At 66.4% G+C, this 12,709-nt stretch carries 13 protein-coding genes; 8 read left to right on the forward strand and 5 right to left on the reverse strand.

What is annotated here, in order from left to right; genetic code table 11:
• Nucleotides 1–43 precede the first annotated feature (43 nt).
• The 3 genes from HV798_RS02745 (at nt 44) to HV798_RS02755 (ending at nt 1,464) form a co-directional block, all read left to right on the forward strand.
• Nucleotides 44–679, forward strand: a complete 636-nt coding sequence (locus tag HV798_RS02745; RefSeq protein WP_175191437.1) for a DUF2975 domain-containing protein — start codon at nt 44–46, stop codon at nt 677–679.
• On the forward strand, nt 679–918 hold the full coding sequence (locus HV798_RS02750) for a helix-turn-helix domain-containing protein (RefSeq protein WP_175191436.1): 240 nt from the start codon (nt 679–681) through the stop codon (nt 916–918). The genes HV798_RS02745 and HV798_RS02750 overlap by 1 nt, the downstream gene beginning before the upstream one ends.
• A 165-nt stretch (nt 919–1,083) precedes the next feature.
• The gene (locus HV798_RS02755; protein ID WP_246288550.1) at nt 1,084–1,464 is read left to right on the forward strand and encodes a DUF4156 domain-containing protein; all 381 of its coding nucleotides are present in this window, start codon (nt 1,084–1,086) and stop codon (nt 1,462–1,464) included.
• On the opposite strand, the gene kch is transcribed toward HV798_RS02755, so the two are convergent.
• Nucleotides 1,461–2,663 carry a voltage-gated potassium channel protein gene (kch, locus tag HV798_RS02760; RefSeq protein ID WP_175191435.1) on the reverse strand — a complete coding sequence of 401 codons (1,203 nt, stop codon included), beginning with the start codon at nt 2,661–2,663 and terminating at the stop codon, nt 1,461–1,463. The two genes, HV798_RS02755 and kch, sit on opposite strands and share 4 nt — an antisense overlap.
• Nucleotides 2,664–3,093: 430 nt before the next feature.
• Nucleotides 3,094–3,912 carry a response regulator transcription factor gene (locus HV798_RS02765; protein WP_175191434.1) on the reverse strand — a complete coding sequence of 273 codons (819 nt, stop codon included), beginning with the start codon at nt 3,910–3,912 and terminating at the stop codon, nt 3,094–3,096.
• 717 nt (nt 3,913–4,629) lie between these two features.
• On the opposite strand from HV798_RS02765, the gene HV798_RS02770 reads away from it, so the two are divergent.
• Nucleotides 4,630–5,025, forward strand: a complete 396-nt coding sequence (locus tag HV798_RS02770) for a helix-turn-helix domain-containing protein (RefSeq protein ID WP_175191433.1) — start codon at nt 4,630–4,632, stop codon at nt 5,023–5,025.
• Here HV798_RS02770 and HV798_RS02775 read toward each other — a convergent pair.
• Nucleotides 5,006–6,229, reverse strand: coding sequence for an acyltransferase family protein (locus HV798_RS02775; RefSeq protein WP_175191432.1), 1,224 nt, complete (start codon nt 6,227–6,229; stop codon nt 5,006–5,008). The two genes, HV798_RS02770 and HV798_RS02775, sit on opposite strands and share 20 nt — an antisense overlap.
• Nucleotides 6,230–6,477: 248 nt before the next feature.
• Between HV798_RS02775 and HV798_RS02780 the strand changes: the two genes are divergently transcribed.
• From HV798_RS02780 to HV798_RS02790, 3 genes are all read left to right on the forward strand, one after another.
• Nucleotides 6,478–7,008: an META domain-containing protein gene (locus HV798_RS02780; RefSeq protein WP_175191431.1), complete on the forward strand. Its 531-nt coding sequence runs from the start codon at nt 6,478–6,480 to the stop codon at nt 7,006–7,008.
• A gap of 162 nt (nt 7,009–7,170) precedes the next feature.
• On the forward strand, nt 7,171–7,968 hold the full coding sequence (locus tag HV798_RS02785; RefSeq protein ID WP_175191430.1) for an META and DUF4377 domain-containing protein: 798 nt from the start codon (nt 7,171–7,173) through the stop codon (nt 7,966–7,968).
• A gap of 84 nt (nt 7,969–8,052) precedes the next feature.
• Nucleotides 8,053–8,790 carry a sulfurtransferase gene (locus HV798_RS02790; protein WP_175191429.1) on the forward strand — a complete coding sequence of 246 codons (738 nt, stop codon included), beginning with the start codon at nt 8,053–8,055 and terminating at the stop codon, nt 8,788–8,790.
• A 133-nt stretch (nt 8,791–8,923) separates the two neighbouring features.
• Here HV798_RS02790 and metG read toward each other — a convergent pair whose 3' ends face one another.
• Together metG and HV798_RS02800 are read right to left on the reverse strand one after the other, a co-directional pair.
• A complete protein-coding gene (metG, locus tag HV798_RS02795; protein ID WP_175191428.1) occupies nt 8,924–10,990 on the reverse strand; it encodes a methionine--tRNA ligase in 2,067 nt (688 codons plus the stop codon).
• Nucleotides 10,991–11,241: 251 nt separating this feature from the next.
• Nucleotides 11,242–11,517, reverse strand: a complete 276-nt coding sequence (locus HV798_RS02800; RefSeq protein WP_025139379.1) for a hypothetical protein — start codon at nt 11,515–11,517, stop codon at nt 11,242–11,244.
• 102 nt (nt 11,518–11,619) lie between these two features.
• On the opposite strand from HV798_RS02800, the gene apbC reads away from it, so the two are divergent.
• The gene (apbC, locus tag HV798_RS02805; RefSeq protein WP_025139380.1) at nt 11,620–12,708 is read left to right on the forward strand and encodes an iron-sulfur cluster carrier protein ApbC; all 1,089 of its coding nucleotides are present in this window, start codon (nt 11,620–11,622) and stop codon (nt 12,706–12,708) included.
• The last annotated feature ends 1 nt before the right edge of the window (nt 12,709 follow it).

Here is a 12,709-nt window from a genome sequence, read left to right on the forward strand (position 1 = left end):
TACAGCAACTTCATAACCCCAGCAACGTCATCCGGAGACCGCCATGGCAGCCGCGCCGACCTTTTCTTCCATCCACGAGACTTCGCCACCCGCCGCCGGCACCCGGCGCCTGGCCCGCATCCGCGGGCTGTCGCGCTGGATGCGCGGCCTGCTGGTCGTGGCCGCAGTGATCCTCATTGCCGCACTGGTCGGCATGTGGTTCTTCACGTCCGAGGCCGTGCTGGCCCGCGGCCTGTATTCCTTTCTTGGCGTGACGGCGCCGGCCTATGCCGAACCCGCCGCGCCCGTCACCCTGCCGCGCCTGAACCTGGGGCCCGCGTATCGGGTGCTGGGTTTCGCCTTGTTCGGGGTGTTGGCGGCCCTGGCGTTGCGCGCCATTGCCCATGCCCATGCCATGTTTTCCGACTTCAGCCGCGGCGATGTGCTGACCGTGGCCACGGCCAGGCGACTGCGCGGCATCGCCTTGCTGATCACGGTGTTCAGCGTCGCGGTGCCGGCCTTGAAGACCGTCTTGATGTTGGCCCTGACGCTGGCCAATGGGCCGGGCGAGCGCCACATGATGATCGGCATCGACATCAGCGACATCCTGCTCGGCCTGCTCGGCGGCCTGTTGTTCACGCTGGCCTGGGCCATGGAAGAAGCGGCCCAGGTCGCCGAAGAAAACCGGGGATTCATCTGATGGCGATCGTGGTCAGGCTGGATGTGATGCTGGCGCAGCGCAAGATGAAGGCGCGCCAATTGGCCCAGGAAATCGGTATTACCGAACCGAATCTGTCGCTGCTCAAATCGGGCAAGGTCAAGGGCATGCGCTTTGACACGCTGGAGCGCATTTGCGAAGTGCTGCAATGCCAGCCTGGCGACCTGCTCGAATACCAACCCGGCGAGCCCGCGGCCAGCGACGATACCGGCGTCGATTAGGCGTCGCGTCGAGCTGCCTGTCGCGGCAGGCCCCGACGCTCGCGGGCTGGTCCGCGCCTGGCCGCGCCACGCCCGCGCGGCGATCTCAACGTAATTTTTTCACTGCCTGTCGCGCGGGGTTCGCCCGCGCGCCGGGTTCCCACGTCCCTTTGATGGATGCTTGCCATGCACTACCTGCCTGCGATCTCCCGCGATGCATTGCGTGTCGCTTCCCTGTTGGCCTCGGCCTGCGCGCTGGCCGCCTGCGCACCCACGGCGCTGTCGCCGGGCGCGTCCTCCAACGTGCGCATCACGCACAACGAACCGGGCAAGGACTGCGCCTTCCTGGGTGACGTGACCGGCAGCCAGGGCAACTTCCTGGCGGGCGTGATCACCTCGAACGCGGATCTGGAAACGGGGGCGCGCAACGACCTGAAGAACAAGGCCGCGGCGCTGGGCGGCAACGTCGTGTATTTGCTGACGCAACGTGCCGGGCAGACGGGCCACAAGGACCACCTGGAGCAGACCAACGTCACGCTTTCGGGCAACGTCTATCGCTGCGGCTAGGACTGTGGAGCGGCCTTGGCGAAGAACAGGTCCGTGATGGACTGGCTGTCCAGCGCTTCGCCGTTGATGGCGCGCGCCAGCAGTTCGGCGCCCAGCAATTGCACCGAGAACACCAGGTCGGGCTGCACCCGGCGAATCTTTTCCAGGTGCTTGCTGGTGTTGACCAGCGCCACCGTCTTGGCGCCTTGGTCGCCCACGGCTTCTTTGGCGGCCAGCACGATGAAGGCGTTCTCGGCGTCATCTTCGCGCAGCGCCAGCACGTAGCGCGCGCGGGTCACGCCCGCGCTGCGCAGCACTTCCACGCTGGACGGGTCGCCTTCGATCAGGTCGGTGGCGGCCGGGTATTCCTGCGGCACGCCGGGCGGCACGATGACGGTGACCTCGTCGCCCCGGCGGCGCAAGCCTTCGTAGACGCTCAAGGCCAGGGGCGTGGCGCCGGCAATGATGATGTGGTTTTTTCTCATGGCGCTGGAAAACCGGCCTTTGACCAGCCGTTTCAGATTGCCGCCGATCACCGGGCCGGCGATCGCACTGATGGAAGTGGCAAAGACGGTGATGCCAAGAATGATAATCGACGCGGTGAACAGCCTGGCCGCGTTGCTGTGCGGGGTGATGTCGCCGTAGCCCACCGTGGACATCGACACGATCGAAAAGTACAGCGCCGTTGCGGCGTCCTTGATGGGCGGATTGAATTCCTCGCCCAGGTACAGCGTGCCGAAGATCGCGTAGATCAGCAGCGACGCCATGCTGACCAGCGCGAACAGCGAACCGGCCGTGACGCTGGCCCGGTCAAAGCGCCGCCAGTAGGCGATCAGCGCGATCACCAATACCAGGGTATAGACGCCCAGCCCCGCACGCCCGCTGTCGCCCAGGATGGCGAAGGTGCCCACCCCGATCAGCAGCACCAGCGAGAAGGCCCACGCGATGCGCGCCTTCAGGATCAGGCCCAGCGCGATGACCTGCAGGCCCACGCCCAGCACCAGGCGCGGAATCTCGAGCAGGCCCACCACCTGCATCACGTCGTGCCAGTTATCCAGCGCCAGCCAGAATGAATACTCGCGCGCGCGCACTTCGCGCAGCACGGGATGCATGAAGGCATAGCCGTCCAGCGCCACGAGAATGGCGAGGCACCAATTGGGGGGAATGCGGGTCAGCGCAAGGCGCAACCGGCGCGCAAGGCCGGACAGGGAATGGGGCATGGCAGGGGCGTCCTTTGCCGCTCATTCTATAGGGCAGCGCGGCAGGCTTCCTATATCCAATATGTATAGAAGGCTATCAACAAAGAATTACTTGAATTGCGCCCGACGTCCTAAACTTCTTTCATCACGCGGCTATCCGAGAGGAACACCGCTGATACGGGCGACAAGCCCGCCAGCTGCTAGGGCGGACGAATCACCCGGGCGTTGATCACGCTGCAGCTTGAGTGGGGACTAGAGACCCCGCCCGGGCTCACGGCCAGTCCGTGCGTGAGTAGTATGAGGCACGAATGTTGGAATCGCGTGATCTAGGTAGAAGGCATCAGTGCCGGCTGATGACTCCAGGCTCACGTGTTGTTTTAGCGCGGCGTCTTACCTTCGGGGCAGCGCCGCGTTTTTTTCGTCTGGCGCCAGCGTCCTGGCCCGTAGCGTATCAGTAAGACGGCGCGTTGGCATCCAGCGCATAACGCCGCGAATCTTCCAGTCCGTCCGGACGCCCTTCCTCTGCCCCCTCCCGATTGTCCAGTTCCAGCGCGATATCCGCCGCGAACATATAGCCCCAGCCATGCACGGCACGGATCGGCAGCGTCATGTGGTTGGCGGTCGCCTTGCGCCGCAGCCGGCTGATCATCACGTCGACGAAGCGGCGCCGCGTAATGGCACCGTCCGCATCTTCGGCGCCGTCCGGGTAGAAGGCGTCGCGGCTGACCTTGCGGTCGGGCGCCTTGACCAGCTTGGTCAGGAAGTCGCGCTCGCCCGTGGTCAGACCCAGTTGGCGGCCGGTGGGGCTGATCAGCGTCCAGCCCTTGTTGGCCAGTCGCCAGGTTTCCTGCAGCGGTTCGTCGGGCAGCGCAGGCTCGGCGCCGCTGTCGGCCCCGTCCAGCCCCACCGCGCGCCGCACCAGCGCCTGCAGCACGGCGGCCAGTTCCAGCCCGGTCACTTCCGGCGGCAGGCAGGCATCGGCGCCGCACAGCAGCGTGCGGATGCGGTTTTCCTCGGCGCCAAAGGGCGCGATGGCGACGATGCCCAGGCTGCGGTCGATGGCGCGCAGCCGCACCGCGGCGTTGTGGATGTCGGGCAGGGGCGCCTCCAGGATGACCAGGGGGCTGGGGCGGCGCGAATAGCGGTCGTAGACGTCGGCCAGGTCATGGCAGCGGCGCACGCTGAAACCCAGATGGGACAAGGCCTCGACCAGCCGGGCATGCCGGGCGTCGTCCTGGCCAAGAAAGATGACATCCAGCGTGTTGTTCATGGATGCCCGCCTGCGCCAACGACAGCGTGATCATTGCGTGTCATGCCCCTCTCCCTTTGCTGCGCGCCATGATGTGGCGGCATCTGGCGGTGTTGTTGGTGGCGGGCTAGGGCTTTCAGTGTCGACCGCCCTGAAATGAACTGGACTGTCGATCAGCGTCTGGGCCGCGGCCGGTCGAGGCCGCGGTCGGGGTCTGGGGCGGCGCCTGGCTCAAGCGTGTTGCGCTCTGGCCGCCGATGATCCGATTCCGCATGGAAGTCACGCCCGTGTTTCATTTAAACACGGGCGTGTTTTTTTGTGAAGATACGTTTCTGTAGTTTCCGGTAGTAACACGCGTGCCGAGGCCAATTCATGGAAAGCGCCTGAAACGCTGTTCGTTCACGTGTTTGCGACCATAAGATATTAAGTATTACCGATACATTATTTTTTATTTTTTATGGCGAGGCGACATAAACTCGGGCGGGTTTTAATGGCGTGGTCGCCCGGGCCCGCTCAGGGCCGGGGCGACAGGCCAAGCGCCCGCTGTAGCCCGCAAGCCGATGATAGCAATGGTTTTTTTACAAGATGCCGAGTGTGCCCGGCAACGCCGCGGCCGCGCCGTGGCAGGCGGGTGGGGGTGCGCGCCGCGATTTACGGATTAGCCCGGGAATTGGGGTGTAATCCGTTTATTTGACGGCAGTATTGAGATGTTTTAATCAAATAAATAAATTCATATTAATGTCTCAGGTTGATCGATTGGACACGTTTAGCCATCGTCTGCGCAACGCAAGAATGCTTCAGGGATGGACACAGAAGGACTTGGCAGTCGCGAGCAACCTGTCGCAAAGCGCCATCGGCAACTACGAAAGCGGCCAGCGCCTGCAGCCTTCCAGCGACGCACTCATCAAGCTGACCCGGGCGCTACGGGTCAATCCCATGTGGCTCAGTACGGGCGAAGGCCCGATGGTCAGTCCGGCCTATGCCGAACCGTCGCCCGCCCAGGGCGATTGCGCCGTGCAGCCCCCCTGGCCCTTCGAAACCGTCTCCTACGCCACCTATGCCCGCCTGAGCCTGCAGGAAAAGCGACAGATCGAGCAGGTGCTGGCGGCCTACATCAAGGCGCGCGGCGAATAGTCCCCACGGTGCGGCCGGAAGGGACCGCGCGGGCGTGCGGCGCGGGCGTGATCCTGCGCGCGGTTTCCGCCCTGCCGGACGGCTGGATGGTATCCGCACGCCCTTCGCGGCTGCCGTCGGCCGCTGCCGTATCGGCCGCCTCGCCGCGGGCGCGCAAGCGCCGCCGCAGCCGTTCGACCGGGTCCGCGATCAGCGCGTTCAGCAGCGCCGCAAAGCCAATACAGCCCACCACCACCAGCACGGTGAACATCACCGGCTGGCGTGTCTGTGCGCCGTCCAGCAGCCAGCCAAAGAACAGGATGACCAGCGCGTGGCAGATGTAGATCGGATAGCTCAGTTCGCCGATGGCCTTGTCCAGCCGATGGCGCGACTGGAACAGGAAGGCCAGCGGCAGCAGGGCGGCAAACAGCACCACCGCCAGCGCATCGCGCATGGTGTGTGGCAGGCCGATGGAAAAGTGGGCCAGCGCGTAGAGCAGCAGCACGGCGGTGCCGATCTCGGGCAGCCGCGGCAGGCGGCGCGTCCAGGCCTGCCAGCGCGGCAGCAGCACCTGGTGCGACAGCGAGCCGATCAGGAACAGCGCCAGCTCGGTCGGAAAGAAGCGATAGGTCCACGGATCGGCCAGACCCACGCCGGTGGCCACCAGCGCCGCGCGCAGCGCCAGTGACGCCGCCAGCAGCACCAGCAGGCGGCGCGGCGAATGCAGCACGAAGGGCGCGATCAGGTAGAAGCTCATCTCCACGCCCAGCGTCCAGGCCTGCGGCACCAACAGGCCCTGGTAGAGCGGTACCTCGCTGTGGGCGAAGCTGCCGGTGAATGCCAGCGCGCCGTGCTCGATGCCGAAGAACATCAGCCAGTCCTGCCCCAGGATCAGCAGGTTCGACACGCCCAGGAACAGCTCCGCCGCAAAGGGCAGGTGATCGTAGAAGCGCCAGAACGCGCCGCCGCCCGCCGCATGCGCCAGCAGCGTCAGCGCCGCCACCGCCAGGTACACGGGATACAGGCGCAGGGCCCGGTTGGCATAGAACCGTCCGACCGAACCCTGGTAGTGGTCGGTGGCGGTCAGCACATAGGAAATCAGGAAGCCGGAAATCACATAGAAAAGCTGCACGGCCAGGCGGCCGCCTACCAGCCAATCGGTCGTGCCGCCGCCCAGGTGGTCCAGCACCACGGACAGCGCCAGCAAGGTTCGTAAAAAGCCCATCGCCGTGTCTCCGGTCGTCGTTGTTATGTGCTGCCGGGCCCGCCGCCGGCTCATGCCAGACGCGTACGGGGGTCAGCCGATTCTGCGCGCCGCAAAGGGCCGCCGCCATGCGGCGTACGATGCAGGCCCCCCTGCGCAGGGAGGACGGCGCTTGCCGCTTTCGGATTCGGCTGTCAGGGGGAGGCCCGGGACGCGCCGGCCCCATGGCGGTTACAGTTGGGGGTGTGTCTATTCAGGAGTGCTGTTCCATGTCTTCCTTCCTGTCTTCGCATTGCCGCCTGTTGGGCGTCGGGCTGCTGGCCGCGGCGCTGGCGGGCTGCGCCGGTTCCACAGGGGGCGCGCGCGCCCAGGGCGCGGCTGCGGCCAACGCAGCCAGCAGCGCCGATTCGCTGGCCCAGACCAGCTGGGAGCTGGTGCGCTGGACCCAGGCCTCGGGCGGGCTGCGCAACATTCCCCATGGCGACAACGGCGAACCGATACAACTGACCTTCCTGGCGCAGGGCAAGGAATACCGCGCGGGCGGTTTTTCGGGCTGCAATCGCTACATGGGCACGTACAAGCTCGAAGCCGGCAAGCTCTTCATCCAGGCGCGCGGCGCCACCCGCATGGCCTGCGTGCCGGCCGAGCGCGCGGCCCTTGAAAACGACTACCTGCGCAGTCTGGGCGCCATCGATACCTTCACGCTGGACAGCGGTGGCGCGCCGCGCCACCTGACCTTCAATCTGCGCGGCGGCGACGTGCTGGAATTCGAACGCCGCCAGGACCCGCCCACGCCCTGAGGCCCGCCGGGCCAGGTGTTTCAGTCTGTTTTGCGCGGCGCGGCGTCCGCCCGGGGCGCGCCTACAATGGGCGCTGCCCGGGGCCCCGGCCGACTGCCGCAATGGCGCCGTGCAAGGGGCCGCCGGCTTTGAACAAGCCCTAGTTTCTTGCGGGAGAATCCCATGCCCTTGTCTTCATCCCTGCGCTGGATCGCGCCTTGCGTGCTCAGTCTTGGCCTGGCGGCCTGCGCGGCGCCGCCGCAGCGCACCGCGGATGGACGGGACCCGCGCTTCCAGCCCGCTTCGGCGTCGGACGTGTTGGCGCAGACCAGCTGGGACCTGGCCCGCTGGACCCGCCCGGGCGGTGCACTGCGTGAAATCCCGCACCCGTCGTCCAATTCGCGTCCGCTCACCATCAGCTTCATCCACGACCAGGGCGCCACGCGCGCCAGCGGCTTTTCCGGCTGCAACGCGTACAACGCGCCCTACACCGTGGCCAACGGCCAGTTGATCATCACGTCCAACCCCGTGGCGACGATGATGGCGTGCGCACCTGTGAACATGCAGCTCGAACAGGAATTCCTGGCCAGCCTGACGCGCATTACCGCCACGTCGTTCGACAACACCAACAACCCGCAGCGCATGAGCTGGGTGCTCAGCACCGGCGATACGCTGGACTTCGGCCGCCGCATCGACCCCGTCGCGGGCGGCCAGGTCGGGCCGACCAAGCTGGTGTACGTCAACGCCGAACGCGTACCTTGCAATGGCGGCGCCGGCCGCACCACCTGCTACCAGGTGCGCGACAGCCAGTCGCAGCCCTGGCAGCTCTGGTATGGCGACATCACCGGCTTCAACTTCCAGCCCGGCATCCGCTACCGCCTGCGCGTGGTCGAGATCAAGGACCCGAATCCGCCTGCCGACACCTCTGGCCTGCGCTGGGTGCTGGACGCCGTGGTGGAACAGGAAATCGTCCGGCGCTGACCGCCCGGTTTGACCTGCGGCAAGCGGGCAGGGCGGGGCAGCGATTACTATTACGGCCTTCGCCGTCCTACGCCCCGCTTTGCCATGTCTTCCGTCGTCAATATCGCCGCTTACAAATTTGTCTCGCTGGACGCCCTGCCCGAGCTGCGCGCCCGGCTGCTGGAGCGGGCAGGCGAGGCCGCCCTGAAGGGCACCGTGCTGCTGGCCGAAGAGGGCATCAACCTGTTCCTGGCCGGGTCGGCCGACGGCATCGACGCGTTTCTGCAGGCCTTGCGGGCCGACGCGCGTTTTGCTGACCTGGAAGTCAAGTTCAGCCAAAGCGCGCAGGTGCCGTTTCGCAAGCTGCTGGTCAAGATCAAGCGCGAGATCATCCGCATGGATCACCCCACGATCCGGCCCGAGGCCGGCCGTGCCCCGGGCGTGGATGCGCGCACGCTGGCCCGCTGGCTTGAGCAGGGCGTCGACGACGACGGCCGCCCCGTCGTCATGCTGGACACCCGCAACGCGTTCGAGGTCGACGAAGGCACTTTCACGAACGCCATCGACTGGCGCATCGACCGCTTCACCCAGTTTCCCGCCGCCGTGCAGGCGCACCGCGCCGAACTCGAAGGCAAGACCGTGGTCAGTTTCTGCACGGGCGGCATCCGCTGCGAAAAGGCCGCCATCTACATGAACGAGGCGGGCATCCCCAACGTCTACCAGCTCGACGGCGGCATTCTCAAGTACTTCGAGGAAACCGGCGGCCCGGGCTTTGACGGCAAGTGCTTCGTGTTCGACGAGCGCATTTCGCTGGACCCGGCGCTGGCCCCCAGCAGGGACTGACGCCGGGCCGCAGCAGCCACGCTGACCGTCCTGCGCGGGCCGCCCTCCGCGGGCCGCCCTACGCGGGCCGCCCCAAATACGACAAGCCCGCCGAATGGCGGGCTTGTCGTTGGTGCGGGCGCCGAAGGCCGGCTTAGCGCACGCGCATGCCGGGCTTGGCGCCGGGGAAGGGCTCCAGCACGTAGATGCCGGCGTCCACGGCTTCATCGGCGTGGCTGGCGGCCAGCACCATGCCTTCGGATACGCCGAACTTCATCTTGCGCGGGGCCAGGTTGGCCACCATGACGGTCAGCTTGCCGATCAGGTCTTCGGGCTTGTAGGCCGACTTGATGCCCGAGAACACGTTGCGGTGGCGGCCTTCGCCCACGTCCAGCGTCAGGCGCAGCAGCTTGGTCGAGCCTTCGACGTGCTCGCAATTGACGATCTGCGCGATGCGCAGGTCGACGCGGGCGAAGTCGTCGATCGAGATGGTCTCGGCCAGCGGCTCGCCGCCGGGCACCACCACGGGGGCGGCGGGCGGCTCGAACAGGTCTTCGAGCATCTGCGGTTCGACGCGCTGCATCAGGTGCTTGAACGGCGCCACGCGCTGCGGCAGCACCGCGGCGTCGGCCCAGGTGAAGTTGGCGTCGGCGGCGAACAGTTCGCGCGCCACGCGCTCGGCCAGGGCCGGCAGCACCGGGGCCAGCATCACCGACAGGGCCTTGAAGCCGGCCAGCGAACGCGAGCAGATGTCCTGCAGGGCGGCCTTCTGCGCGTCGTCGGCGGTGGCGATGCCCTTGGCCAGCACCCACGGCTGGGCCGTGTCGAACGCCTGGTTGATGCGGTCGGCGTAGGCCATGATTTCGCGAATGGCGCGGTTGTACTCGCGGGCCTCGAAGGCGGCGCGGATCGACTCGGCCTGTTCGGCGTATTCGGCCGACAGCGCGGCGGTGTCGCCCGAATAGGCCAGGGCGCCGTCGAAGTGCTTGGTGATGAAGCTGGCTGCGCGGCTGGCGATGTTGACGTACTTGCCGACCAGGTCGCTGTTGACGCGGGCGATGAAGTCTTCGGGGTTGAAGTCCATGTCTTCGACCCGGGCGTTCAGCTTGGCGGCGATGTAGTAGCGCATCCATTCGGCGTTCATGCCGATTTCCAGGTAGCGCAGCGGCGAAATGCCGGTGCCGCGGCTCTTGGACATCTTCTCGCCGCTGACGGTGATGAAGCCGTGCACATTGACCGCGTCCGGCGTCTTGCGGCCGGCGAACTTCAGCATTGCAGGCCAGAACAGGGCGTGGAAGTAGACGATGTCTTTCCCGATGAAGTGCACCTGCTCGGTGGTGCCGGCCGGGTCCAGCATCGCGTCGAAGTCCAGGCCCTTGAGGTCGCAGTACGACTTCAGCGAAGCCAGGTAGCCCACCGGCGCGTCCAGCCAGACGTAGAAGTACTTGCCCGGCGCGTCGGGGATCTCGATGCCGAAGTACGGCGCATCGCGCGAGATGTCCCAGTCGCCCAGCTTGGCCTCGCCGTCTTCGGCGCCCAGCCATTCGCGGGTCTTGGCCAGCATTTCAGGCTGCAGGTGCTTGCCGCCGTTGACGTTGCTGCCGTTGGTCCATTTCTGCAGGAATTCCACGCAGCGCGGGTCCGACAGCTTGAAGAAGAAGTGGTCGGACGACTTCAGCACCGGCGTGGCGCCGGTCAGGGCCGAGTACGGGTTGATCAGGTCGGTGGGCGCGTAGACCGCGCCGCAGACCTCGCAGGAATCGCCGTATTGGTCCTTGGCGTGGCACTTGGGGCATTCGCCCTTGATGTAGCGGTCGGCCAGGAACATGCCCTTGACCGGGTCGTAGAACTGCTCGATGGAGCGGGTCTCGATCAGGTCCTGGGCCTTGAGCTTGCGATAGATGTCATGCGACAGCGCCACGTTTTCGGGCGAATCGGTGCTGTGCCAGTGGTCGAAGCGGATGTGAAAGCCGTTCAGGTACTGCGGCCGCTCGGCCGCGTAGCGGGCGACCAGCGCCTGCGGCGTGATGCCTTCTTTTTCGGCCTTCAACATGATCGGCGCGCCGTGCGCGTCGTCCGCACCCACGAAGTGCACCGTGTGGCCCGCCATTCGCATCGAACGAACCCAGATATCGGCCTGGATGTACTCCATGATGTGGCCGATGTGGAAAGATCCGTTGGCGTAGGGCAGCGCAGTGGTGACAAAAAGGGTGCGAGACATGGTTGTCGATAGAGGTTGAGGGGAAAAGAGGGGTTGGCCGGCCATTTTAGGGCAACGGCGGCGACGTGCCGGGGCGCGTGCCTGAAACGGCACAACCCGCATGGTCGCGGACAGGCGCCAGGCGGGTTGAGGGACGGCAACGAGAAACGGGCCGGGTGCCGGTCAGGGGGCCGGACCGAGGCCGGGCAGGCGGATGCGGCGCGGCGGCCGGTGCGCGCAAGGCGGCCGGCAGGGCGCCTGCGAAACCGTGCTTAGCGGATCTCGCGGGCCTCGACGTCGATCACGTCGCCGCGGGGCTGCGTGGCGAACGGGGCGCTGGCGGACTGGAAGGGACCCTGGCGGGCGCCCTGGCGCTGGCTCCAATAGGCGCGAACGCCGAAAGGCTTGCCGCGCACCTTGGCGACGACGTACAGGATCGCCACGGCGATGGCCGTGGACAACATGAAGACCAGCGCCATCGCCATGCCGATCAAGGCCAGGGCGGCGAATAAGACGGCACGGAAGAAGCGGATGAGAGTATTGGTCATGAAGGTCGGATGCAAAACGCAGCGAAAGGTTCCCGCGTATTCCGCTATCCTTTAGGGGATGGCGGCCCGCAGAAGCCGCGCTGCCTACGGAACCACAGTGATATGAGTATAACGATAGAACACATCCGCGCTGCGCTGCGCGCCGCGCAAGACCCCAACACCGGCCTGGACTTGGGGGTATCTGTAAAAGATCGTGACATTCAACTGGCGGGCGACCGTGTCGCCCTGACGCTCGAACTGGGCTATCCCGCCGACGCCGTGCGCGATCAGGTGCGCGACGTTGCGGTGGCCGCGCTGGCCGCGGCCGGCGCGCCCGGCGCCCAGGTGACCGTCACCTGGAAGGTGGCCGCGCATGCCGTGCAGAAGGGCCTGAAGCCGCTGCCCAATGTGCGCAACATTATTGCAGTGGCCTCCGGCAAGGGCGGCGTGGGCAAGAGCACCACGGCCGTGAACCTGGCCCTGGCCCTGGCGGCCGAGGGCGCCAAGGTGGGCCTGCTCGATGCCGACATCTACGGCCCCAGCGTGCCGACCATGCTGGGCATTTCGGGCCGCCCCGAAAGCCTGGACAACAAAAGCATGGAACCCCTGACCGGCCACGGCCTGCAGGCGAACTCCATCGGTTTCCTGATCGATGCCGACTCGCCCGCCATCTGGCGCGGTCCGATGGTCACGCAGGCGCTTGAACAGCTGCTGCGCCAGACCAACTGGCGCGACCTGGACTATCTCATCGTCGACATGCCCCCGGGCACGGGCGACGTGGCGTTGACGCTGGCGCAGAAGGTGCCGGTGGTGGGCGCGGTCATCGTCACCACGCCGCAAGACGTGGCGCTGCTCGATGCGCGCAAGGGCCTGCGCATGTTCCAGAAGGTCGACGTGCCGATCCTGGGCGTGGTCGAGAACATGGCGATCCACATCTGCTCGCAGTGCGGCCACGCCGAACACATCTTCGGCGAAGGCGGCGGACGCCGCATGGCCGAACAGTACGACACCCCCTGGCTGGGCAGCCTGCCCCTGACGCTGGCGATCCGCGAGCAGACCGACGCGGGCACGCCCACGGTGGTGGCCGACCCCGCCAGCGAAGCCGCGGCCCTGTACCGCGGCATCGCCCGGAAACTCGCGGCGGGCGTCGCGGCGCTTCCCCGCGACATGGCCGGGAAATTCCCGTCCATCGTCGTGCAGCAGCCGACCTGAC

The sequence above is a fragment of the Achromobacter deleyi genome (assembly GCF_902859705.1).
Lineage (GTDB): Bacteria > Pseudomonadota > Gammaproteobacteria > Burkholderiales > Burkholderiaceae_B > Achromobacter > Achromobacter deleyi.

What these genes read in the sequence shown, in the direction of transcription:
- HV798_RS02765 (WP_175191434.1), bottom strand. Translation starts at nt 3,912, where the DNA reads ATGAACAACACGCTGGATGTCATCTTTCTTGGCCAGGACGACGCCCGG.
- kch (WP_175191435.1), bottom strand. Translation starts at nt 2,663, where the DNA reads ATGCCCCATTCCCTGTCCGGCCTTGCGCGCCGGTTGCGCCTTGCGCTG.
- apbC (WP_025139380.1), top strand. Translation starts at nt 11,620, where the DNA reads ATGAGTATAACGATAGAACACATCCGCGCTGCGCTGCGCGCCGCGCAA.
- HV798_RS02785 (WP_175191430.1), top strand. Translation starts at nt 7,171, where the DNA reads ATGCCCTTGTCTTCATCCCTGCGCTGGATCGCGCCTTGCGTGCTCAGT.
- HV798_RS02745 (WP_175191437.1), top strand. Translation starts at nt 44, where the DNA reads ATGGCAGCCGCGCCGACCTTTTCTTCCATCCACGAGACTTCGCCACCC.
- HV798_RS02800 (WP_025139379.1), bottom strand. Translation starts at nt 11,517, where the DNA reads ATGACCAATACTCTCATCCGCTTCTTCCGTGCCGTCTTATTCGCCGCC.
- HV798_RS02750 (WP_175191436.1), top strand. Translation starts at nt 679, where the DNA reads ATGGCGATCGTGGTCAGGCTGGATGTGATGCTGGCGCAGCGCAAGATG.
- HV798_RS02790 (WP_175191429.1), top strand. Translation starts at nt 8,053, where the DNA reads ATGTCTTCCGTCGTCAATATCGCCGCTTACAAATTTGTCTCGCTGGAC.
- HV798_RS02755 (WP_246288550.1), top strand. Translation starts at nt 1,084, where the DNA reads ATGCACTACCTGCCTGCGATCTCCCGCGATGCATTGCGTGTCGCTTCC.
- HV798_RS02775 (WP_175191432.1), bottom strand. Translation starts at nt 6,229, where the DNA reads ATGGGCTTTTTACGAACCTTGCTGGCGCTGTCCGTGGTGCTGGACCAC.
- HV798_RS02780 (WP_175191431.1), top strand. Translation starts at nt 6,478, where the DNA reads ATGTCTTCCTTCCTGTCTTCGCATTGCCGCCTGTTGGGCGTCGGGCTG.
- metG (WP_175191428.1), bottom strand. Translation starts at nt 10,990, where the DNA reads ATGTCTCGCACCCTTTTTGTCACCACTGCGCTGCCCTACGCCAACGGA.
- HV798_RS02770 (WP_175191433.1), top strand. Translation starts at nt 4,630, where the DNA reads ATGTCTCAGGTTGATCGATTGGACACGTTTAGCCATCGTCTGCGCAAC.